A 22,860-nucleotide genomic window follows, 5' to 3' on the forward strand; every position below is an offset into this window, starting at 1 on the left:
TTAGCTTACCTCTCCCTCACTTAAGTCCCCACCCGTAGCAAGACTCATGATGGAATGCTCATTCATAGCTTCTCCAGCGACTTCTCCTTGAATGGTTCCATGGTACATGACGATTGCTCGGTCACAGACACGAATGATTTCCTGTGCTTCACTGGAAAGAACAACAACAGCTATGTTTTCTTCAGCAAGTTTCAAGATAATGTCATAGATATCTTCTTTTGCACCTACGTCAACACCTTGGGTAGGATTGTCCAAGATAAGAAGTTTTGGGTTAGCCGCCAACCATTTTGCTAGGACGACCTTTTGTTGGTTGCCTCCAGATAGACTCGTGATGCCATCTGTAAGTTCCCCCATTTTTAATCGTAATGCTTTCCTCTGCTCTTCAAAAATCGCCTGATGCATTTTCGTATTGATTGTACCCCGTTTTGAAAATGTAGGCCACGTAACAATTGATGCATTTTCTAAAATGTTCATATCCTTGATAATCGCATTTTCTTTACGATTTCTTGGCAGGTACGCAATTCCTTCCTTTATTGCTTTAGTCGTACTCGGGATTTTAACCTCTTTCCCATTTAAGATAATTTTTCCAAATGAGATCGGATAAGCTCCAAATATAGATTGAAAAAGTTCACTTCGACCATCTCCAAGTAGCCCTGTAAAACCTACTATTTCACCTGCTCGGATTGTAAAACTAATATCTCTAAAAATATGACCTGAAGTTAACCCTTCTACATGCAGAATCTCATCTCCAAGATTCTTCTCCCTAGATAAAGGTTCTGTTCTCACTTCATGTCCTACCATATATCGCGCTAAATCATTTGTCGTTACTTCAGTTACATTTCCTTCGGACACCAATTTCCCATCACGCAGCACGAGGTAACGATTACAAATTTCCATCACTTCATTTAATTTATGGGAGATAAAAATAATACCGACATTATGCTCCTTAAGTGTTCTCATCATCGCAAATACTCGCTCAATTTCCTGGTCAGATAAGGAAGTGGTCGGTTCGTCCATAATAATAATAGATGCCTTTGTCATCATAGCCCGACATATTTCAATGATTTGTTTATAGGAAGCATCAAGGTCACGCACCAATTTATTCGGATCTAGTTTAACGTTCATTTTATTAAACATTTCTTTCGTTTCTTGATACATTTTTTCTAAATCCAGGCTACCTCTTTTTGTTTTCAGCTCACGACCAAGGAACATATTTTCATAGATTGGTAAGTCATTGATTAAGTTCAGTTCCTGATGAATGAAGGCAATTCCTGCTTCCTGAGATTCTGCTGGTTTAGCAAATTCCACTTGGTTCCCATCAATATGGATTGAACCAGAATCCATTTGCAAGACTCCACCCAATATGTTCATTAGTGTGGACTTACCAGCCCCATTTTCTCCAAGCAATGCGCAGATTTCACCGCCTTTTAAGGCTAAGGATACATCCTTAAGTACATCATTGCTTCCAAAGGATTTTCGAATATGTTTCATCTCAATTATCATGTCATCACTTCCAAACCTTTAAAATCATTACAACACTCAAAAAGCGAGTAAAAGAGATAGGCTATAGCAGCATTGCCATAGCCCTCATGTTTAGCGAGCTCTATTTTTTAATAAGGTGAACCCTCGTCAAGGAATTCTTCATAATTCTCTCTATCAACAACGGTTGTAGGAATAATGGTTTCCATTTCAACATTTTCACCCTTTAAAACCTTAAGTGCCACATCAACAGCATCCTTAACCATAGCTGGACTGTATAGTGCAGATTGAATCCAGATATCTTCATTCTCTGGCATCATTTTAAAATATTCCTGCATTCCACCGCCACCAGTTACGACTTTTATATCCGTTCTTCCCGCTTCATTGATTGCTTGTAATACACCAATAGAGGTTTCATCATCCAAAGAGTAGACAGCATCAATTTTATCAAGGCTTGTTAAAATATCCGCAAAATCTTTCAAACCATCTTCCCTTGTAAACTGAGTTGCATAAGTATGAAGCTTAATATCTGGAGCGATTTCTTCAATTGTTTCAACAAATCCCTTCTTACGTAGCTCTGAAACTGAGCCTGAGGATGGAACCTCTAGAATAACAACATTCCCTTCTTTCCCGATTTTTTCAACAATGTAATTTGCACCCTGAACGCCCATATCCTCGTTGTCTCCTGCTACACGATAAACACCTTCAGCATCAATGACAATATCAAAGTTAACAATTTTGATTCCTTCATCTAAGGCACGTTGAATAGGTACTTCCATCCCCTCCCATTGTGGGAAAGCTACAATCGCTTCTGCACCCCAGGTCATTAAATCATCTAATTGAGAAGTCATTTCAGCTGCATTGCTACTTGTTTGAATTTGGTACTCAATTTCACCGGAAAGTTCTTTAGCACGAGCTTCCGCATGATAAGCAACCGCAGCAACCCATCCATGTGTTACCGCTGGAGCTAAAATACCAACCTTGTACTTTTTACCTGAACCTTCCCCAGAATCCCCAGTTGTCGTGTCACCTGTTTTTTCTGAATCGCTACACGCACTCAGTACAGGAATTAGAAGTAAAACCAGCAACGATAATAAACGTAATGCTTTTTTCATAAAAAATAACCCCCTCGTTTTTTAACTAGCAATCTATTAAAAAATAGAAATTGAAACCAAATAATTATTAATTTTCTACTAGTAAATATAAGCGTTTTCATATAGGAGTTAACAACATGTTGTAGTTTTTTTGAGGATTCTTGTTGTATGTAGGGTATTAGTACGCAATTGAAACTTGTTTACCTGTTTCTAAGGACTCTTCAATAGCATTTAGAAGTTTTAACGTATAAAGCACATCATGTAAAGGAACCATAAGATTTTCTTGGTCCTTTTCGACACAATTCACAAAATACGATAGTTCATTTTGAAAGGCATCCCTTTTTTCAATGGGAAGAGCTGCTCTTTCCTCGTGGTTATAATAAATTAATTGATTTGTATCTTCCTCTATATTTTCAATATTTTCACCAGCAATCAAATTAAATTCTAGTGTCCCTTGGATCGCTTGTGCTCGTAATGACATTGTGAAAGGATATCCTTTTGGCATTCGCTGGGATGCCTCAACATAAGCTTTACTTTTATTGGTAAAGGCAAGGGTGGTCATGACATGATCCCACGCACCATACTTATTCTTATTTCCTACTGCATACACTGACTCAACCTCGCCCGATAGATAATAGACGAAATCAATATCATGTATATGAAGGTCGAAAAGGGCTCCGCCACTTTTTTCAGGATACAAAAACCAATCACTCCATTTAGGTACCTGACCTAATCTCTTCGCATGAATAATTTGAATATCTTTTAATTTGTCAGTTTCAGATAAAGATTTAATTGCCTTATATGCTGGCCAAAATCGAAGTACATGACAGACAAATAGCTTGACACCATTCTTATTTACTTCATTCATAATTCGATTGGCTGATTCTATTGTCAGGGTTAATGGTTTTTCACAAATGATGTGTTTTCCTGCTCTAGCAGCCTTTATAATATATTCTTCATGCAAAAATGTAGGAACGCACAGATCAATAATATCAATTTCTTTATTACGTAATAATTCATCGTAATCAGAAACAAATGACACGTTATAGTTTTGAATAATATCCTTGTCCTTACCTTCATTTCGTGAACAAATGACAGTTACTCTACAATTTTTAAGTTGTTGGTATGCCTCTAAATGCGTTTTTCCTATGAACCCCAAACCAACAAGCCCAATATTACTCATCTTCTACCCTCTTATCCTATTAATCTTGAAAGATATTCATTGGATTTTCTCACAGAATCGTCTACTTCCTTAAGATTTGCTGGATCTGAAGATGTAAATTCGATTTCTTCACTTAAAGGACCTCTATAGCTTGCATTAGAAAGCGCTTTAAATACTTTTAAAAAATCAACATCTCCAATTGCTGGAAAGTTCTATTCATTATATGCACCCAACCTATCCTTTAAATGGATGATTTCCACTGTTAATTGCAAGCTGTTGCAACATGTCAACCCTCCTGACAAACTTGTAATTGATTACAATTAACCTGTACAAGCCTAATATTGCCACCAATCGGAAAGTAATAACTATAAATGTAATCCGTTACATTTATAGTATAAGATAAACAATATTCAGTCAATTGTTTTTAGGTATAAATTATCATTTTTACCAAAATTGGCATGCTCCTTAATTCTCACACATTTTAAGTGTATGAAACTTGAGAGCCTAATATTTTTTCAACTACTCTAAGTGAAGCAATTGCTTGTTCACCTGTAACAGCAGGTTTGACGTCTTGAATGATTGAATCGATGAATGCATCAATCACTCCTGTATTTGTTTGGTTATCATTCGTCTGTATTGCCCCTAATTCATACTTCTTAATTGAGCCATCCTTCTTTTCAACCAGTAGCGGGACTTCAGGATCATGATAGATTTTCAAGATTCCTTTTTGACAGTAGATGATCGTCGAATTATCTTCTGAACCGTAATACGTCCACGAAAACGAGGCCGTTCCTAGACGCCCTTTCCTCGTCTTTAATGCACATACAACATTATCGCAAACCTCAATTGGCAATCGATCATCATCAACTTTATCCAATGTACCAAAGAAAGAATGAACTTCTTCAATTTCGTCGTCTAAGAGGTAATGGATTAAATCTATTTTATGAATTCCTAAATCACCTGCAACACCTGAGTGTGAACGTTCTTTTTTAAAAAACCAAGTGGAGTTTGATTTATTCACACCCCAACTTTCTGGTCCTTGATGACCAAAGGCTGTTTTGAAGGTTAAAACCTCACCTAATTCTTTATTGGCTAAAATTTCTTTTGCTTTTTGGTGAGCTTTAGTAAATCGTTGGTTATGATCAACCATTAATTTCTTTCCAGATTTACGTTCTGCTTCAAGAATTTCCTCCGCATGCTTTACACTAATGGCTAATGGTTTTTCACATAAAACATGCTTTCCACTTAACAATGCTTTAGATGTGTTAATATGGTGGGCATCATTGGATGAACAATCACTTATCGCTATGATTGAGGGGTCATTTAATAATTCTTCTACTGTTTCTACAGCCCGCCCACCAAATTCCTTTGCTAAACTCTCAGCTCTTTCTAGATTTCGGTCATAAAAGATGATTTCTTCAACATGTGGATTTGCCTTATACTCAGGAGCGTGCCTATGTCGTGTTATCGAACCACAACCGATAATGCCTACTTTTATACCCACGTATAAAAACCTCCCTAGTCATTTAATTTTAAGGTGAGGCAGGATATCCTAGCCCATCGTTGATTCACGAATAATGAGTTCATGGTCTAAAACAACACTCTCAACTTTCTCCCCCTGAATGCTATTAATCAGCATTTCTGCTGCAATGCAGCCCATTTTATACATTGGCTGTGAAATCGTTGTTAATGTTGGATTTGTCATGTTTGCAAAGCTAATATTATCAAAACCAATGATTGCAACATCATTTGGCACGTGTAAGCCAAATCCATTAATTCCTTTTAGAGCGCCTATAGCCAAAGTGTCAGATACTGCAAAGACAGCAGTTGGCTTTTCCTCCGATTGAAACAAAATCCTCATTGCTTGAACGCCATTTTGAAATTCTAGTTCTTTTGAGTGGTAAATCCATTCATCTCGGATTGGAATGTTAAACTCCCTTAATGCTTTTTCATACCCATTCCGACGTTGTCGAGCATACAAGAACTTTTCGTCAGAATTAATGAGCGAAATTTTTTCATGACCTAATTTGATCAGATGCTTTACAGCATGATAGGCTGCCAATTCATTATCAATGGTAACGTAAGGGACACTTCCTCCTTCATCGTACTCACTACAAAGAATTACGGAGTAATTTTCTGCTAATTCATTAAGCTTATGCATATTAACTGTTGGATCCATTGAAATAACTCCATCAGCCAATTTGTTCCTAACCATATTAAAATAAATATTTTCGCGTTGTGGATTTGAGTCTGTTTCACAAAGAAGTATATTATAGCTATTGGCAATTGCGGTATTTTGAATCCCATTTATGATTTCGGTGTAAAATGGATTTGATATACTCGGAAGTAACACTAATAACTGGCGACTTTCAGAGTTTCGAAGATTTCTTCCCAACATACTAGGTTCATAATTAAGATCTTTAATTGCATTTTCAACTTTAAGTCTTGTTTTTGGACTAACAGACGTAGCATTATTAAGGACCCTTGAAACCGTTGCAACGGATACACCTGCTTTTTGAGCTACCTGTTGAATATTCGCCATTGTTGGTCCCCTCTTTCAATTCTATGATAAAGATTTGTAATCGATTACAATTACAATTGTAAGTTTTCTGAATATTTATGTCAAGGTGTAACTACGAACCTATAATTCAACAATTTTGAATATTGTTTTTATATATTTTTTGCTATAATATAATGTAACGGATTACAAAAAAACCATTTTGGGGAGGACACTTTATGAAGTTAGGGGTTTTTACAGTTTTATTCTCTGAAAAAAGTCTTGACGATATGCTGGATCATTTGGCTGCAAAAGGAATTGAAGCAATAGAATTAGGTACTGGTGGTTATCCGGGTGATGCCCACTGTAAGGTTGATCAATTATTAGATAATGAACAAAAACAAAAGGATTTTATGGAGAAAATCTCTAAAAGAGGATTATCAATCAGCGCCTTAAGTTGTCACAGCAACCCTCTTCCCCCTCAAAAACACATCGCTTCAGAAGCAGATTCTGTATTTTTAAAAACGGTTAAATTAGCAAATCAGCTTGGTGTCCCTGTTGTAAATACATTTTCTGGCTGTCCGGGTGACCATGAAAACGCAAAATATCCGAACTGGCCTGTTTCTCCATGGCCTAATGAATACCAAGAAATAGTAAAATGGCAATGGGAAGAAAAAATCATCCCTTATTGGAAGGAAAAAGCAGCCTTCGCTCAAAAGCATAATGTAAAGATTGGTCTCGAATTACATGGCGGATTTTCCGTACATACACCTGCTACCCTATTACGTTTACGAGAAGCTTGTGGTCAAGCAATTGGGCAAATCTTGACCCAAGCCATATGTGGTGGCAAGGAATTGACCCTGTTGAATCTATTAAAATACTTGGACGTGAAAATGCAATCCACCATTTCCATGCAAAGGATACAATCATTGATCAACCGAACACGAATCGAAATGGACTCACAGATATGACTCCTTATAACGATATGCGAAATCGATCATGGTATTTCCGTACAGTTGGATTTGGTCATGATTCTAAAGTTTGGGCTGATATCATTAGTCCCCTTCGTCTTTATGGCTATGATTATGTCGTGAGCATTGAACATGAAGACGGATTAATGTCCATTGATGAAGGATTTACAAAAGCTATTCAAACGCTTAAACCCATAATGGTGAAGGAATCTATTGGTGAGATGTGGTGGACGTAAGTATTGTAAAGGGAGAAGCTAATGGATGCTTCTCCCTTGTTGTTATTCTTGAACCGGCACTGGTAACCCTGCTTTCACAAGCGCTTTACTTCCCATAAGGAAGAAGGACAGTGCAACCATGAAGATTCCCGTGCCGATGAGGAGCCATTCGATTTCTACGATATCCGCAATAGGTCCGAAAATTAACATTCCGAGAGGCATCATCGAGGTGGAAATCATACTGAATACCCCAAAAACCCTTCCTAGAAAGTTTTCCTCAATTTTTTCCTGCAATAATACGGTTGCTGGTGTATTAAAGAGTGGCATCGCTATACCGCAAATCAGCATAACACCTAAATACAACCAGAAAACCGGTACTATTCCTAGGCCAATTGTTGTTAGACCAAATATGACACTCGCCAATGTCATCGTATGAATTCTATTTTTGAAGCCGCCCCAAGTGGCAATCACTCCTCCACCGACCATCATCCCGATTGAAAAGGCAATTTCAATGGCCGTTAACCGCCACACATCGTCCCCGAAACTTCGCGTAACCTGAAGTGGTGTAAGGAATGCTGCGGGTGCCATAGCCACAAAAAAGATCGCAAAGAAAAGGAAAAATGGCTTCAAAAATTCACTTTGTTTAATATAGTTTAATCCAAGCTTAAAATCTTCAAGATAGCCGACATGTTGCTGTTCGTTCGCTTTCGCATGGGAAGGGATTTTGAGAAAGACAAGCAATGTCGTAATCGCAATCGCCGCCGTAATGACATCAATAAAAAATATAATTTCTAAAGAAGCTACTGTTAGCAAAGCTGCACTGACCATAGGTGCAATGAGCATAATCACAGCTTGAATACTTCCATTTGCTCCATTTGTTTTCGTTAATTTATCCTGTGGAACAATTTGAGGTAAAATCGCGCCAACCGCTGGTGTTTGGATTCCTGTACCTAGTCCCCGAATCGCTGATATAACAAAAAGGAGCCAAATGGAGTCATATCCCATTAAGAACAAGATGGCTAATATCAATGTAGAAACTGCAATCATTCCGTCTGCCAGAATGATTAACACTTTACGATTAAATCGGTCAGCCCAAACGCCTGCAAAAGGCGATAGGAAAAACGTCGGTAAAAATCCACAGATAATCGAGATGGTCATCATAATCCCTGACTGTGTGGTGAGGGTGATATACCACATGATCGCATATTGAACTAATGCCGATCCAAACAGTGAAATCGTTTGGCTTCCTAGAAAAAGAATAATATTCTTTTTCCAATGGACAAAATCTCGTTCATTTGTTTTATTCATACATTCTCTCCCATCACAAATTAAGGAACTCCAAACATGAGTTCCCTTTATCAAGAATAACTATATCCTATTTTAATGCCATTTTCCATATAAATTTTACTTTATGTATTTCATTGGAATTGGAAACATATTTAATAATAATATAATCCAAATAATAGATAAGCCCCACGCAATCAGGGGTTGTTTCTGATGAAGTCTAAGCATTGGAAACATAACGAGATTAAAAAGAAGTGACCATTGGATCGTCCAACCATGGTGGTGTTTGATGAGGTGCAAATATTTCACATTGATGTATTCCACTATTACGTATATAGACACCCACAAGCCAATCCAGAGTACTTTATTCCATCTTTTTTCAGGAAAGTGTCCGAGATAGATAAGAACTGTTGCAGGATAGCTAATAAACATAATTAATAAAGTAATAATTGTATGATTGCTGAGGATGTCTTTTGCAAACATCGTTTCCTGATACGTCCAAATCGAGTAATCATGGTATAATAAGTTTTTTAAAAGATCCCCTACAAAAAAGAACAAAATAGTTGGATAATATTCTCGCCACTTTCTCCAATCGCCCCATTTAATCGCGGCCAAAAGGAATAAGGCATTATAGATTAGGTGCATTGGATACACTCCTGAACAAGTAGTACTTTTATAATACCCAGATATTTACAATAAAATAAGACGAATCTTATATTTGATTCGTCTTTTTGTGTGGAAATGTAGCATTTGTTACAAGCAATGTGCTCCATTTTAGTCTTTATTCTATTTTAATAACGGGATATCTTGTAATCTTTGGACACCTTTTTTGAGGGTCTCTTCATTTTGAACAAGACCAATTCGTACATAGCCCTCTCCATTCGGACCAAAGGCATTTCCTGGAGTAACCACAATTCCCGCTTCATCAATTAAACGGTACGTAAATTCAGTGGATGTAAAGCCCTTTGGAATCTTTGCCCAGATAAACATCGATGCTTTTGGAGATTCCACTTGCCAGCCCACATCAGCTAGCCCATTCACTAATAAATCACGTCGTTTTTTATACGTTTCACGCAAGTTTTCACTGAAGTTCGAGGTGTCCCTTAATGCTGCAATTGCAGCTTTTTGTATGGGCAAAAACACACCATAGTCGAGATTTGATTTGAGTCGGTTTATGGCAGCAATGATATCAGGATTACCCACCATATATCCAATCCGACACCCTGCCATATTAAAGCTTTTTGAAAGAGAGTTGAATTCAACCCCAACTTCCTTTGCACCTTCTACTGATAAAAAGCTAATCGGTTTCTCCTCAAAGTACAACTCTGAATAGGCAAAATCATGAAGGACCAGAATCTGATGTTTTTTTGCAAACTGGATGACTTTTTCGAAAAAGCTTTGAGTTGCAAGTGCTGGCACAGGGTTACCAGGGAAGTTTAGTATCATTATTTTTGCCTTTTGACAAATATCCTCGGGAATGGCATCCAAATCGGGTAAAAACTGATTTTCCTCTTTTAATGGCATGCCATATGGTTTAGCGCCGGCTAATGCAATACCAGCTGCATATGCCGTATAGCCTGGGTCTGGAACAAGAACCAAGTCCCCTGGGTTGGCAAATGCCATTGGAAAGTGAACAAGTCCATCCTGAGAGCCCATAACCATTAATACTTCACTTTCCTTATTAACAGGAACATCATATCTTCTTATGTAATAATTAGAAATGGCATCATGCAATTCATCTATTCCAGTTAATGAATACCCATATAATGAAGGGTTTTGAACATGAGTAGCCAATGCTTCAATGACATAAGGAGGTGGCGGCAAATCCGGACTGCCCACGCTTAAGTCAATAATATCTTGGCCCTCACGCATTTTATTCTTTTTATAGTTTGCTAGTTCGGTAAAAACAGATTCCCCAAACTCGTTCATTTTCTGTGATAGTGTGATTTTCAATGCTGTCACCTCATTTGTTAGAATTACTACTATTATAACAAGATTATGAAAGTTTAGGTGAAACCTTCACCGATGAAAGCATCATCTCGTAAACTTCTTCCATTTGCAGATTCTGATAATCTTTTAATCTATCTTCTTTCAACCATTCACTTGCTAACGCCACTGCCGTTGGGTAGTCGTCCTTCATTTTTTCAATCACAGCTACTCCCTTTTCATAACCCATTTTTAGATCAAAATAGACATTTAATAAAATCGATAGATCCTCTAAAAATGGAATCGGTCCCTCTACTTGAATTTGTTTCCGACTCAAATATGGGGTTGTCCCCAGTAAATTTGTACTTCCTCCGTATTTATCCTTGGCAGCATAAGCGAGATTTTTAATCCCACTCATGTATAAAGCACCAAAGCAAAGTGGGCATGGTTCCATTGTTGTATAGAGCGTATAATGATTAACCTTGGTATGGACACGATTATCAAGTTTTAGCAATGCATTGATTTCAGCATGGGCAAGCTCATTATGAAAAACCACGGAATCTGACAACTCACTAAATACAGCACTTTTCCCTCTTGCAACAATTTCACCATCGGCATTTACAACAACCGCACCGATTGGGCGTGCTCCCTCCTGAAACGACCTCCAAGCCTCTTGGAAGCATTGGCGCCAGATATCATGTTTCGAACTTGCAAATTCCATATTTTAAACCTCTTTTCTAAAACTCTTATGATTATACTAATTGTAAAGTAATGGGAATAATTTTAGCAATAAAAATTCAAATAGAGACTGCCATATTGATAATTGATATAATCATTACAACATCACTCATGAAAAGAGGACTTCATTTGCAAGGAACGAATAAGAATACAGAAAAATTATGGACGAAATATTATTTTCTAACGTTTGTTTATGCTATGTCTACACAAATTGCCAATAATATGTTAATGACGGGTCTCCCCTTATATGCAATCCATCTAGGTGGCGATAATTCGATTTCAGGTATGCTGTTTGGCTTCTTCATGTTTGTAGCAATCATTTTCAGACCTCTTTTCGGCAAAATAATAGATGAAAAGAGTCGTAGAATGGTGCTAATTATTGGGGCTGTGGTAACTGCATTTATCACTCTTTCATACGTTGTTGCATTTTCAATTAGTCTTCTGTTGGTTATGAGAAGTCTACATGGAATAGGATTCAGTGCAACCACTAATGCATCCGGGACCGTTATTTCGGATATTGTGCCAAAACGTAGGTTGGCAGAAGGTGTTGGTTACTTTGGGTTATCCAATACACTCGCAACGGCAGTGGGACCAGCTTTAACGATCTATCTTATTCAACAGTTTAATTATCAAGTTCTTTTCATCGTTGCCGGTTTGATTGGCTTGATTTCGATCCTTTGTAGTCTATTTATTACATATGAAAAAGGAAAAACAAACGTTGAACGCAAATCATCAACTCGAAAAAGAAAAATATCAGAACTACTTTATGAAAAAACAGCTCTCCCAACAGCTTTAGTAACTGCTTTTGTATATGTTGGAATGGGTGTAGCGTTAACTTTTATTCCAACCTTCGCTCTATCTTTAGGTATCGAAGACATCGGTTTTTATTATACGGTGTATTCAATTGCCCTATTATTGACGAGAATTATTGGAGGAAAATTGGCTGATAAATATGGAAGTTCATTGGTCATTATCCCTGGATTAGTTATTATGACAATCTCATTTGTGGTTTTAGCCTATGCCCATTCCCTAAGTGAATTCATCATTTCAGGCATCCTTTACGGATTAGGATTAGGTTTTGTAGAGCCAGCGTTAAATGCTGTGATGATTAAGCTTTGCCCACCTAATCGAAGAGGCGCAGGGAACTCAACTTTTTTCACTGCCAAAGATTCGGGTAGTGGAATCGGAGCGATATGCTTAGGATTTATTTCCCTTCATGCTGGCTTCAAAGCGGTCTTTTTATATAGCGCATTAAGTATCATCTTCGCATTTTTTGCATATGTATTCATTCTGCGAAGGCAAATCATATATGTGAAAACAGCAGAAAGCTCTAATATACAGGAAGCATCAGTATAGAATCAAAGATGTATAGAAGTGCCAGGCACCCCATAGGTTCCTGGCACTTTGCATGTTTTTTGAAATAGAAGGAAAAAATGAAGAGGTAATTGGCAATATGTAAATCAACTAACTTGAGATAGATGGAGTAGGTTATGCAACATAAAAAATTCCTTATTTTATTCATTTCCTTTTCTATATTTATTATAGCTGGGTGTCAAAACCAACAAGAAACACGAATTAAAAATGGAGAAATCATGATTCAACCAAAAGATGAGATAATAAATTTAGCCGGATACTGGAATTTTTATCCTCATCGTTTGTTAAGTCCTAGTGATTTAGAATCTCAAAAATATACTCCCAAACAATCTATGAAAGTTCCAGGATATTGGGGTACTCATAAAGGGTACGGAACCTATCAATTGGATATTCACTTTCCTATAAATTCGCTTGGGCAAACAAAGGCCATCTATGTACCTCAAGTTTTCAGCGCTTATACACTATGGATTAATAATCATCTAGTTATAGAAAACGGAAAGGTTGCAAGTACAAAAGACCAAATGGTACCAAAAGGAGTTCCAAAAGTAATCTTTTTCAATGTTGCTCAGGAAAATACTCATGTTCTATTACAAGTATCCAATTTTCATTTTCGTGATACTGGAATTATGGGACCCGTTTATTTAGGAAATCCTTCTGTAATTGAACATAAATCGAAACGTGATACATTTATTGAATGGTTTAGTATTGGTGCTTTTTTTATTATCAGTTTTAATCATCTAAATATATTTTTTAACCGAAGAAAAGACCGTGTACCTCTCTATTTTGGACTATTTTGTCTCGTTTATGGTTTTAGAATCTTATTAGTTGGACAAACATCCATTTTGTACTTTTTTCCTGATTTAAGCTGGAATGTTGTGCTTAAATTAAATTTCCTTACTATTTTTTGTAGTGTACTCCTCTTTATAAAGTATTTTTCGTTAAAATTTCCTGCTGGGCAAAAGAAAACCCCAGTTCAAATTGTGATGATTCTTTCCTTATTTTCTACTGTAATCGTTCTTGTTACTGAATCAGATATTTTTACAAACTTAGTTTATATTCTCTATGTTTTATTACTTATCACGTTCTCTTACATACTGTACCTAATCATGAAAGGCATCAAATTAAAGCAGGTTGGCGCATATGTGATTGGTCTATCACTTTTAATATTGATTGGTACAGTGGTCAATGATCTTATGTATGACGCCCAAATGATTAATACCACTATTTTGTCACCGCTTGGAATTGTTGCCTTTATTGGGGCCCAATCCATTATCATAACTAAAAGATATGCTGAGTCGTTTTCTGAGAATGAAATGCTATCAAGTGAACTTGAAGCCACCCAAAAGGAAATTTTATTTACACTTGGGGAAATAACAGAAAATCGTTCTAAAGAAACCGGTAACCATGTTAGACGGGTAGCCGAATTTTCTAAATTATTGGCATTAAAATATGGCTTGTCCAAAGAAGAGGCAGAACTACTAAAAAGTGCTTCTCCCCTACACGATGTTGGGAAAATTGGTATTCCAGATTCAATCCTTAACAAACCTGAAAAATTAACGAAAGAAGAATACGAAATAATGAAAACTCATACCACCATTGGGTATCAAATGTTAAAACATTCGAACCGAAGGATCTTGGAGGCTGCAGCGATAATCGCTTTGACCCATCACGAAAAATATGATGGTAGCGGTTATCCAGAAGGCTTGAAAGGTGAAGGAATCCCTTTATACGGAAGAATCACCGCTATTTCAGATGTATTTGATGCCTTAAGCACCGATCGTGTTTATAAAAAGGCATGGGAGATGGATAAGATAATGGAATACTTCAAGGACCAAAAAGGGAAACATTTTGATCCTCAACTAGTCGACCTCTTTTTGGAGAATATAAATGAATTTGTTTTGATTAAGGAGTCTTTTAATGATAATTAAACAGTTGTTTTACGTAACTGGCTTTGCCCAGATAAGATGAACAGTATGTAACATGTAATGCTCTGATTTAACGATGGATAGTGGAGATTCTTCCACAAGCTTCAGAATGTCGCGATTCATATGGCACCCTACCCTTTTCATATAAAAAGAGTTTGTTTTATGTTGAAGCCAGGCAACGAATGAGTTTGTGCTGATCCCGTGTTCATAGAGAAGAATCTTCCCATCCTCCTTACACCAGGAAGCCATTTGCGTAAGTACCTTATCAGGATGAGGGTATGAGCAAAGAGACAATGATGAAATCACCGTGTCATAGTTTTTTTCAGGCAGAGCGATTTCTTCCACATTTCCAAGTCGAAAATCAACCTGACGCCCTTGTTCCGCTGCCACGATTCTTGCTTGGTCAAGCATTTTAGGACTAAAGTCGACCGCAGTGATTCTCGATAATGTTGGATAAAACTGAAAATTCATTCCCGCTCCAACCGATAATTCCAAGATATTTCCTGTGGCGGACTGTAGAAGCTTACTTCTTAGTCGAAAATCCATATTTTTTTGTTTGGCTCGTTTATAATACTTACCCGCTTGCTTATTAAAAATCTCAACTTGACGTTCGATGTTCATTTTAAACACCTCCATTTGTAGATATTAATGAATCACACTCTTTATGATTACAATAATTGTAAAGGTTGTTAAATATGTAAATCAATGGGCAAAAGAAAAAGAGCCCTGTTTAGGAGCTCTTCTACTCTATTTTTCTACTACACCAAGATATTCCTCTAATGTAAGTCCATGTTCTGTCATATATTTCGCATGTTCCACACCTACATAGCGAAGATGCCATGGCTCGTACATATAGCCTGTGATATCTTCTTTACCTTGTTGAAAGCGAATGATAAATCCAAATTCAGCCGCGTGCTCGGCAACCCATTTACCTTCCACGGTTTCTCCAAACTCTTGTACAAGCTGGTTATCAACACTATCACTTGTCACATCCATCGCAAGACCGGTTTGGTGTTCACTTTGCCCTGGTTTTGCACTAAATGTACTTGCTTCTTCTTCTCCATTTGCACGTACATAAGATTCATAGAGCATGCTCTGTGTACCATAAGAGCGGTAGCCAGATTGTGCATGTAGTGTAATTCCATCATTACTTGCCCTGGCAAATAATTGCTCAAGAGCATCAGCAGCCTCTTTTACCATATGTTTACGTTCCGATACGGACGTGGAAAATGCTACATTAGGAACCGCAAGATTTTGTGGTACATATGTTTCATCCAAAACCCCAACCTCTTTATTTACTAACAATAAAAATGGATCATTTGGATCAATGACTGGCTTCGCATCTTCAGGAGCCACTTCTGTCTGTTCACCTGCCGTTTGGGTTTCAGGTGCGTCTACTTTTTCCGGCAATGCTTCCCCCTTGCTCTCTTTGCTTAAAGCCACTTTTCCAATCACGACTTCCTTAATCGAAGTATAGCTTTCTTGTAAAATATCAGAAAAAGCTTCCCTCGTAAAAAATAGAGAGGACGCCACCAATACAAGTACCAACCCGATGATTACTTTCTTCAATGTTATTCCTCTTCCCTAATCGATATCTTTTATCTCTACCTATCATTCTACTATATTTTACAAGAATCGACACAGGGAATTAGTTGTAAGTTTTTAGCATGAAGAAAGTACTAAGTGACCAATTAGCCATGGTCCACGGGGGTGCCACAGGGACGGTCCTTGTGGTTCCATGTTACCTTATCATCTAAAAACCGATCTGTTTTTGACACTACCTATCTCGGTTTTTATCAAATATCCACTTTCATATACTCATTTTAACTGTTATTCTTAATCTATCAGTTACCTTATTTGTTTTTTCTCAACTTAAAAAGGGTGGGATGTGTATGAGGAAAATGATACTTCTACTCCTATTGATTTCCCTAGTTCTTGTGGTAGGAGCTACGATTATCGGTGTTAAGAATAAGGATAGAGATATCCTCCTATATCACGGAAATGTGTACTCAAATGCAACCGACCTGGAATGGTTTCAAAAGAAAAAGAACGGTTTCCAAAAAGGAGAGAAAATGGGTGAATCAAATAAAGCGTTACTCTTCATGTGGAATTTTTCAGCAACAAAATTACCAAAAGGAATAGCTGTGTTTTCTACAAATGATACGGGAGTATTTATAGCGGAAACGAAAGATGGAGATCTCCTCTATTATATACGGCAGCTTAAGGAATGAATCATTTACTCATCATACCGAATTCATCATCTCTGAAAAATCTCTAACTAGGTTACCTAATATGCAAAACAAGCCACTCACTATTGCGAGTGGCTTGTTTATATGATTTATCCTTATAAAAACACCCATCCCCCATTAAATTTCTCCATCACCCACTCGTTATGCATAATTTGGTAACACAATCAAATCCTAACAGGAGTGGAACTTATTTGGTGGTGGTGGAATGCATTTCTCGCGTACTCAGTTAATTTTTGTTCTCATCCTTTTTATTGGGATCTCTAATCATGTGCTCATCATGCCCCATTTGCTTACAGCAGGAAAACGTGATGCATGGGTATCTGTATTGTTTGCCTATGCAATCCTCCTGTTATGGGGATTCATCCTTTATTTAATCATGAAAAAAAATCAACAGCGACTCTGTCTTTATGACTGGATCACAACACGAGCAGGAGTCTTGGTTTCTCGCGTAGTCATCGCCATCCTTGTGATCTATGTTTTCTTGATTAGTGCGATTTCATTTTATGATTTGATTCAATCCGTCAATATTTATTTTTTACCGCATACACCAACCTTTGTTGTGATGCTTCCTTTTCTTTTGATTTGTATTTGGTCAGCTTATAGTGGCTTAAAATCGATCGTCTATGTGTCCACGATATTATTGCCGATTGTTTGGGTGCTTGGAATTTTTGTAGCTACGTTTACTTTTAACGAAAAAGATTATTCCTATTTATTTCCTGTTCTTATCGAAGGTTATCAACCCGTTGTAAAAGGGGCCATTATCGTTCTTGGAGGAAGCGCAGATTTCCTTGTCTTGTTACTTCTTCAGCATCACGTAAAAAAATCGTTTACGTTTTTTAACCTTTTCATAATGATTACGATTTTAGCTGGTCTAATCCTAGGTCCAACAACGGGTTCCTTGGCATCATTTGGTCCAGCGGTTTCCTCTGATATGAGGTTTCCAGCTTTTGAACAATGGAGACTTATTACGTTGGGAAATTATATTTCCCATGTTGACTTTTTGGCGGTGTTTCAATTATTAAGTGGCGAACTTATCAGGGTTTCATTAGGTCTTTACTTATTGGCAGATATGGTTAAATGCCATACCACGCCTTCTAAAAAAAAGAAGATGTACATGGTCACCTCCATTCTCTTTGCTTTATTGACGTTCCTTCCATTAAGTGACATGTGGGTACAAACACTGATTGGAAGATACTTTTATCCAGCTGCATTTATAAGTGCTGTGATAATTTCGTTGGCTTTATTGATTATTTGCTACTTGCCAATGAAGAAAGGAACCCGAAGCCTATGAACATGAAAGAATTCGATCATTTATTAGCAAATGAAAACTTGACTTGCGGTGAAGTCAAACATTTTTTTCGTCATTATGCCGATATTAAATTTATACCGATTGAAAACGATGAGTTTCTTCAAGCTTTTTATTGCAAAGGAATGCTTGATTCATCACAGTTAAACGAGTATTTTAACCGAATCGTCCTAAGCATTGGGCAAGAGGAACCACGCAAGTATTCCCAAGAGCTCCCACCTGTCCAGCATATAAAAAGCATGCAAGAAATGGTGAATCTTGTGTTTTCTGGTTCACTGATTATTTTTAGAGAAGGAACCACTTTCTTTCATGTGTTCGATATTAGCAAAGTGCCAAAACGAAACCCTCAAGAATCAACGACTGAGGTTTCGATTAAGGGACCGAAGGATAGTTTTACCGAAGAAATAAATGTAAACATCTCTTTAATTCGAAAAAGAATGAAGTCAGATCAGCTTTATTCTGAGAATTTCAGCTTAGGAACGCTTAGTAAAACAGAGGTTTCACTGCTTTATTTACATGATAAAGCCAATATGGACATTATTGCGGAAGTTAGGAAGCGGCTCACTACCTTTCAAGGCGAAAGTGTAGTAAGCAGTGGTCAATTAGAACAATGGCTTTCAGATCGTACATTTTCCTTGTTTCCCTTATTTGATTATGTGACACGCCCTGATTATGTTATAGAATGCATGTTGCGCGGAAGATTTATAGTAATCGTCAATGGATCACCCTCTGTGTTAATTGGACCTATTAATGTTTTTGAACTCATTAAATCGCCGGAGGATGTTCATTTCCCTTACTATTTCGTTCTGTTTGGACGGTTTATTCGAATTGTCGGTTTGTTGATAGCCATTTTTCTACCGGGATTTTGGGTTTCACTAGCTTCTGTCAATATTGACCAGTTGCCCTTCGCATTATTAGCCACTGTTGCTGTCTCACGTGAAGGTTTGCCATTACCTGTTGGACTAGAAGCTATCTTCATACTCGGTTTGTTTGAATTGTTAAGAGAAGCTGGAATTCGAATGCCAACGATTCTTGGGCAAACGGTATCCATTGTCGGAGGTATCATTATAGGTGATGCAGCGATTCGGGCAGGTCTTGCATCACCAACGATGATTGTTGTCATTGCCTTAACAGCTGTCGCAAGCTACACACTTGTGAATCAATCATTGGTTGGGACAGTTAGTATACTTAGAGTTTATACGTTATTAATATCGATTTTTTTAGGAGTATATGGGCTTTTTGTTGGGTTCTTTAGTGTTCTAATTTATCTATCTAAATTGGAGTCCTTTGAAGTGGCTTATCTTGAACCAGTTTCTTCATTAACATTTAAAGAATATCTAGCAGCCTTGTTTGTGAATCCCTTTAAACGAAAAAAATTTGGAATATCATTTATTCAGAAGCGGAGAAAGTAGGATGAAGCGAAAAATAACCTGTTCAATTACTTTTTTTCTATGTCTTGTCCTTGTTACTGCTTGCAACAATGACATCGCTGAAATCGAAAATCAAAACTTTGCAACTGCCATCGGCGTCGATTATCAAGATGGGAACTATTTGCTTTCGATTCAAATGATTGGATTAACGTCTGTTGCCAAAAGTGAAGGTGGTGAAAAAGGTCCACCTGAAGTGTATGTTTCCCAAACGAGTGGAAAAACCTTTATCGATGCGTTTTTTAAAGCCTATCATACCTCGCAGGAACGGATTCTATGGGCACATGTCACCGCAATTGTCTTGAGCGAAAGTGCATTAGAAAAAGGATTGGATAGTATATTTGATGGCTTGACACGATACTATGAATTCCGTCCAACTCCATGGATATTCGGGACAAAGAGCTCCATACTTGATGTTTTATCTACAACTGGATTTTTTAATCAACATTCATTAAATACGATTCTTCATAGTCCAAAAAGTTCATACGAACAAAGCTCGACTATCAAGCCTGTCAAATTAAATCAATTTGTACGTGAATTTTTTGACCCAGGTCGAACTACGTATATCCCTTCGCTTTCAATTGATGATACTCAGTGGAAGAAAAATAAAAAAAATGAGGGGAAACTAGCAATTGATGGTGCATTTTTTCTAGGTAATCAAAAATACAAAGGCTATTTTCCATATGAGAAAATAAAAGGCTTGCGCTGGCTGACACCAGAAACAGTACGCGCATCCCTACTAGTACCGAACGAAACAAAACCTGAATTTATAACGGTCCTTGATCATGAAATGGTAAAAATTCATCCCGAAAAACAAGACGGAAGGTTCCGTTTTACCATCCTCTTCATGGCAGATGGACAAGTAAGTAATCGCATAACGAACAATACGCTCAATGTCAATGCGATGGAGACGTTTGTTAAAAAGGGGGTCATTTCAGAGATACGACAATTATATCAATTGGGCCGAGAGCATGATGTTGATTTCTTGAACTTAGAGCATCAGCTATACAGAAAGCACCCTGCTGAATGGAAAAAGCTAAAAAGCAAGGATGCCTTACTTCAAGATGACAGCATAAAGTCGATAGAAGCGCATATCACATTCGAACATTCAGGGTCATTCAAAAATCGGAAAATCGAGATTAAAGAATGATTATCAAGAAAAAACACCTGACGCAACTCGTCAGGTGTTTTTGAAATTACGATATAGAAGCATCTTTGAATATGTTTTCATTTACATTTAACCCAGAGAAAGGTATTGTATGATCTTTGTATTGAAATACTAATAAAAAAAATCCCTTAAATCGGGAGTGAAACCATTGAAAAAAGATAAAAAGAGTACAAGTATACATATTTTCCTTCTTTTCATCGTCATTTCTGTATTGGTTTGGTCGGGAATAAAACCTGACACATATAGAGATTGGGCTTTAGAAGTATTTCCGGCAGTTCTTGGTCTAGTTATTCTACTATCTACATACAAAAAATTTGGTTTTACAACTTTAGCCTATGTGATTATTGCCATTCTTTGCATTCTTACCTTTGTTGGCGGTCATTATACATATGCGAAAGTGCCTCTTTTTAATTGGATCAAAGAGGAATTCCATTTAAACAGGAATCACTATGATCGGTTTGGACATTTCCTAAAAGGGCTGTTAGCAATTGTCATTAGAGAAATCATTATAAGAAAAACCGAGTTGAAGAAAGGATTTTGGGTAAATACTTTTGTTTTAAGTGCGGTCTTAGCGATTGCAGCCCTATATGAAATTATTGAGTGGCTGGTTTCTAAAATAGCACATGGAGGAAAGGCGGCAAAAGACTTTTTAGGTACTCAAGGTGATATATGGGATACCCAATGGGACATGTCTTTAAGCTTTATAGGAGCAATTCTTGCATTACTTATTTTCAGCAAATATCATAGTCGTTTAATTACTAAATTATCAAGATATCCAAAAGACACCTGACTCAGCTTGTCAGGTGTCTTTGTAATTACGATATACTTTTCTCTTCTCATCTTATTTGTATGGATTTTGAATCGAAGAATAGCTTGTTTAGGAAAGGCTTATGGCTAGCCATTAGAGATCGAAATCCAGCAAGTACCGTTCACCAAAATCAAGCTTTATAGTTAAAACAAAAGATTAAAATCAATTGCTATTCTCTACATGTTCGCCTGTTTATTACTCACAACAAATCTACACTTTGGATAATTACCGCAACCCATAAAAGCACCGTACTTACCTTTTCGCACAACAAGGTCCGCACCACATTTAGGGCACATATCAGCATTAATTTTATATTGATAAAAACGTTGTGAATCTTTGATATTCTTTACATGCTGCTTTTTCTGTTCGCCATCGGCTTTTAAAGTCTTTTCTAGCCTTGCCGCAATCTGTCGGACTTGTCCAGTAGTTAATAAAACTTTTTTATGAGCATGAATCGTACTTACAAGACGAGATGAATACACAACGCTTGTATTCGGCCCGCTGATTTCTATTTTTTTTAAAATAGCACGATTACTAAAAGAAACGATAGATTGATAGAGTTCTTCATTCTCGGTCCCTAAGTACTCCTGTAGGGCTTTTATGTGCGCGTAGTTTTGCCATATTGGATTATAAAGCTTTTCTTTGCGCTTATAGATTACTTGTGTCCAATATTTACTCTTGGAATCACCGTAAATCCACCCCTTATAATTCTTTGTTTCAATTACAAAAATTCCATAAGGAGACACGACAACATGGTCAATTTGAGATGCTTTTCTATTTTTTAGTGGTACTAAAACATCGTTAAAAACCTGATATTTTTCTTTATCAAGCTTGTTTAAATAAAGACGAACGGATACTTCTCCTAGGAATCCTTTAATTTTAGGTAATCCAAAACTAACCAGAATGGCAAATAAAATTAAACTTATTAGTAGTTCCATCTCTTATCCCCCTTTGTACCATTTAACACTAAGCTAACTTCAATATTTTTCTAGATTATACCACAAAAAATTACATTTTTTGTTAATGAATATTACTAAAAAAAAGAGCCGTATGACTCTTCTTTCTTTTGAGCTAACTATTACCCAGCTTCTATTATTCCAATTATTTGTTTAAACACACTCGAAGGTTTTTTAATTAATTCTTCATACTCAATTACATTATTAGCATGATTATGAATGATGTTCATTTGTTACTTTCTCTATAAGATTTGCCAATTTAAATTAATATTTTGTTCTCA

General features: G+C 36.9%; 19 protein-coding genes and 1 pseudogene. 8 read left to right on the forward strand and 12 right to left on the reverse strand.

From position 1 onward, the window contains the following. The 5 genes from RGU12_RS04310 to RGU12_RS04330 form a co-directional block, all read right to left on the reverse strand. Positions 1-1,503 carry a sugar ABC transporter ATP-binding protein gene (locus tag RGU12_RS04310; RefSeq protein ID WP_309534956.1) on the reverse strand — a complete coding sequence of 501 codons (1,503 nt, stop codon included), beginning with the start codon at positions 1,501-1,503 and terminating at the stop codon, positions 1-3. Positions 1,504-1,610: 107 nt separating this feature from the next. Next, positions 1,611-2,594 (reverse strand): ABC transporter substrate-binding protein, encoded by a 984-nt coding sequence (locus tag RGU12_RS04315; protein ID WP_309534957.1) that lies wholly within the window; start codon positions 2,592-2,594, stop codon positions 1,611-1,613. Positions 2,595-2,751: 157 nt separating this feature from the next. Beyond that, entirely contained in the window at positions 2,752-3,756 is a 1,005-nt protein-coding gene (locus RGU12_RS04320) for a Gfo/Idh/MocA family protein (RefSeq protein ID WP_309534958.1), read from the reverse strand. 460 nt (positions 3,757-4,216) lie between these two features. Beyond that, entirely contained in the window at positions 4,217-5,239 is a 1,023-nt protein-coding gene (locus tag RGU12_RS04325; RefSeq protein WP_309534959.1) for a Gfo/Idh/MocA family protein, read from the reverse strand. A 48-nt stretch (positions 5,240-5,287) separates the two neighbouring features. Further along, positions 5,288-6,277 carry a LacI family DNA-binding transcriptional regulator gene (locus RGU12_RS04330; protein WP_309534960.1) on the reverse strand — a complete coding sequence of 330 codons (990 nt, stop codon included), beginning with the start codon at positions 6,275-6,277 and terminating at the stop codon, positions 5,288-5,290. A 194-nt stretch (positions 6,278-6,471) separates the two neighbouring features. On the opposite strand from RGU12_RS04330, the pseudogene RGU12_RS04335 reads away from it, so the two are divergent. Beyond that, positions 6,472-7,439 (forward strand): annotated as a pseudogene (locus RGU12_RS04335) (sugar phosphate isomerase/epimerase family protein). Between the two features lie 42 nt (positions 7,440-7,481). Here the strand turns inward: RGU12_RS04335 and RGU12_RS04340 are convergent. The 4 genes from RGU12_RS04340 to RGU12_RS04355 all read right to left on the reverse strand — a co-directional run bounded on the left by RGU12_RS04340 (position 7,482) and on the right by RGU12_RS04355 (position 11,349). Further along, the gene (locus tag RGU12_RS04340; RefSeq protein ID WP_309534961.1) at positions 7,482-8,726 is read right to left on the reverse strand and encodes an MFS transporter; all 1,245 of its coding nucleotides are present in this window, start codon (positions 8,724-8,726) and stop codon (positions 7,482-7,484) included. 96 nt (positions 8,727-8,822) lie between these two features. Continuing rightward, the gene (locus RGU12_RS04345; RefSeq protein ID WP_309534962.1) at positions 8,823-9,347 is read right to left on the reverse strand and encodes a CBO0543 family protein; all 525 of its coding nucleotides are present in this window, start codon (positions 9,345-9,347) and stop codon (positions 8,823-8,825) included. Positions 9,348-9,488: 141 nt separating this feature from the next. Beyond that, entirely contained in the window at positions 9,489-10,655 is a 1,167-nt protein-coding gene (locus RGU12_RS04350) for an LL-diaminopimelate aminotransferase (protein ID WP_309534963.1), read from the reverse strand. A gap of 43 nt (positions 10,656-10,698) precedes the next feature. After that, positions 10,699-11,349, reverse strand: a complete 651-nt coding sequence (locus RGU12_RS04355; protein ID WP_309534964.1) for a nucleoside deaminase — start codon at positions 11,347-11,349, stop codon at positions 10,699-10,701. Positions 11,350-11,444: 95 nt separating this feature from the next. Between RGU12_RS04355 and RGU12_RS04360 the strand changes: the two genes are divergently transcribed. Together RGU12_RS04360 and RGU12_RS04365 are read left to right on the forward strand one after the other, a co-directional pair. After that, positions 11,445-12,722, forward strand: a complete 1,278-nt coding sequence (locus RGU12_RS04360; protein ID WP_309534965.1) for an MFS transporter — start codon at positions 11,445-11,447, stop codon at positions 12,720-12,722. Positions 12,723-12,856: 134 nt separating this feature from the next. Beyond that, positions 12,857-14,668, forward strand: coding sequence for an HD domain-containing phosphohydrolase (locus RGU12_RS04365; protein ID WP_309534966.1), 1,812 nt, complete (start codon positions 12,857-12,859; stop codon positions 14,666-14,668). 9 nt (positions 14,669-14,677) lie between these two features. Here the strand turns inward: RGU12_RS04365 and RGU12_RS04370 are convergent, their stop codons facing one another. Together RGU12_RS04370 and RGU12_RS04375 are read right to left on the reverse strand one after the other, a co-directional pair. After that, positions 14,678-15,286: a class I SAM-dependent methyltransferase gene (locus tag RGU12_RS04370; RefSeq protein WP_309534967.1), complete on the reverse strand. Its 609-nt coding sequence runs from the start codon at positions 15,284-15,286 to the stop codon at positions 14,678-14,680. Between the two features lie 126 nt (positions 15,287-15,412). Further along, a complete protein-coding gene (locus tag RGU12_RS04375; RefSeq protein WP_309534968.1) occupies positions 15,413-16,234 on the reverse strand; it encodes a M15 family metallopeptidase in 822 nt (273 codons plus the stop codon). Between the two features lie 323 nt (positions 16,235-16,557). Here RGU12_RS04375 and RGU12_RS04380 point away from each other — a divergent pair, with 323 nt between their 5' ends. From RGU12_RS04380 to RGU12_RS04400, 5 genes are all read left to right on the forward strand, one after another. Next, positions 16,558-16,896 carry a hypothetical protein gene (locus tag RGU12_RS04380; RefSeq protein WP_309534969.1) on the forward strand — a complete coding sequence of 113 codons (339 nt, stop codon included), beginning with the start codon at positions 16,558-16,560 and terminating at the stop codon, positions 16,894-16,896. Positions 16,897-17,119: 223 nt separating this feature from the next. Further along, positions 17,120-18,205, forward strand: a complete 1,086-nt coding sequence (locus tag RGU12_RS04385; protein ID WP_309534970.1) for a GerAB/ArcD/ProY family transporter — start codon at positions 17,120-17,122, stop codon at positions 18,203-18,205. Next, positions 18,202-19,632 carry a spore germination protein gene (locus RGU12_RS04390; protein ID WP_309534971.1) on the forward strand — a complete coding sequence of 477 codons (1,431 nt, stop codon included), beginning with the start codon at positions 18,202-18,204 and terminating at the stop codon, positions 19,630-19,632. Before RGU12_RS04385 ends, RGU12_RS04390 begins: the two co-directional genes overlap by 4 nt. A 1-nt stretch (position 19,633) precedes the next feature. Beyond that, positions 19,634-20,797: a Ger(x)C family spore germination protein gene (locus RGU12_RS04395; RefSeq protein WP_309534972.1), complete on the forward strand. Its 1,164-nt coding sequence runs from the start codon at positions 19,634-19,636 to the stop codon at positions 20,795-20,797. A gap of 157 nt (positions 20,798-20,954) precedes the next feature. Continuing rightward, entirely contained in the window at positions 20,955-21,605 is a 651-nt protein-coding gene (locus tag RGU12_RS04400; protein ID WP_396232301.1) for a DUF2238 domain-containing protein, read from the forward strand. Between the two features lie 194 nt (positions 21,606-21,799). On the opposite strand, the gene RGU12_RS04405 is transcribed toward RGU12_RS04400, so the two are convergent. Continuing rightward, the gene (locus RGU12_RS04405) at positions 21,800-22,561 is read right to left on the reverse strand and encodes an NERD domain-containing protein (protein WP_309534974.1); all 762 of its coding nucleotides are present in this window, start codon (positions 22,559-22,561) and stop codon (positions 21,800-21,802) included. Positions 22,562-22,860 lie beyond the last annotated feature (299 nt).

Source organism: Ferdinandcohnia sp. QZ13, assembly GCF_031324165.1.
Taxonomy (GTDB): domain Bacteria; phylum Bacillota; class Bacilli; order Bacillales; family Bacillaceae_L; genus Ferdinandcohnia.

Excerpts from the sequence above, each read along its gene's own strand:
- RGU12_RS04345 (WP_309534962.1), bottom strand. The coding sequence starts at position 9,347 with ATGCACCTAATCTATAATGCCTTATTCCTTTTGGCCGCGATTAAATGG.
- RGU12_RS04395 (WP_309534972.1), top strand. The coding sequence starts at position 19,634 with ATGAAGCGAAAAATAACCTGTTCAATTACTTTTTTTCTATGTCTTGTC.
- RGU12_RS04385 (WP_309534970.1), top strand. The coding sequence starts at position 17,120 with ATGCATTTCTCGCGTACTCAGTTAATTTTTGTTCTCATCCTTTTTATT.
- RGU12_RS04365 (WP_309534966.1), top strand. The coding sequence starts at position 12,857 with ATGCAACATAAAAAATTCCTTATTTTATTCATTTCCTTTTCTATATTT.
- RGU12_RS04340 (WP_309534961.1), bottom strand. The coding sequence starts at position 8,726 with ATGAATAAAACAAATGAACGAGATTTTGTCCATTGGAAAAAGAATATT.
- RGU12_RS04330 (WP_309534960.1), bottom strand. The coding sequence starts at position 6,277 with ATGGCGAATATTCAACAGGTAGCTCAAAAAGCAGGTGTATCCGTTGCA.
- RGU12_RS04320 (WP_309534958.1), bottom strand. The coding sequence starts at position 3,756 with ATGAGTAATATTGGGCTTGTTGGTTTGGGGTTCATAGGAAAAACGCAT.
- RGU12_RS04405 (WP_309534974.1), bottom strand. The coding sequence starts at position 22,561 with ATGGAACTACTAATAAGTTTAATTTTATTTGCCATTCTGGTTAGTTTT.
- RGU12_RS04370 (WP_309534967.1), bottom strand. The coding sequence starts at position 15,286 with ATGAACATCGAACGTCAAGTTGAGATTTTTAATAAGCAAGCGGGTAAG.
- RGU12_RS04390 (WP_309534971.1), top strand. The coding sequence starts at position 18,202 with ATGAACATGAAAGAATTCGATCATTTATTAGCAAATGAAAACTTGACT.
- RGU12_RS04380 (WP_309534969.1), top strand. The coding sequence starts at position 16,558 with ATGAGGAAAATGATACTTCTACTCCTATTGATTTCCCTAGTTCTTGTG.
- RGU12_RS04355 (WP_309534964.1), bottom strand. The coding sequence starts at position 11,349 with ATGGAATTTGCAAGTTCGAAACATGATATCTGGCGCCAATGCTTCCAA.
- RGU12_RS04310 (WP_309534956.1), bottom strand. The coding sequence starts at position 1,503 with ATGATAATTGAGATGAAACATATTCGAAAATCCTTTGGAAGCAATGAT.
- RGU12_RS04315 (WP_309534957.1), bottom strand. The coding sequence starts at position 2,594 with ATGAAAAAAGCATTACGTTTATTATCGTTGCTGGTTTTACTTCTAATT.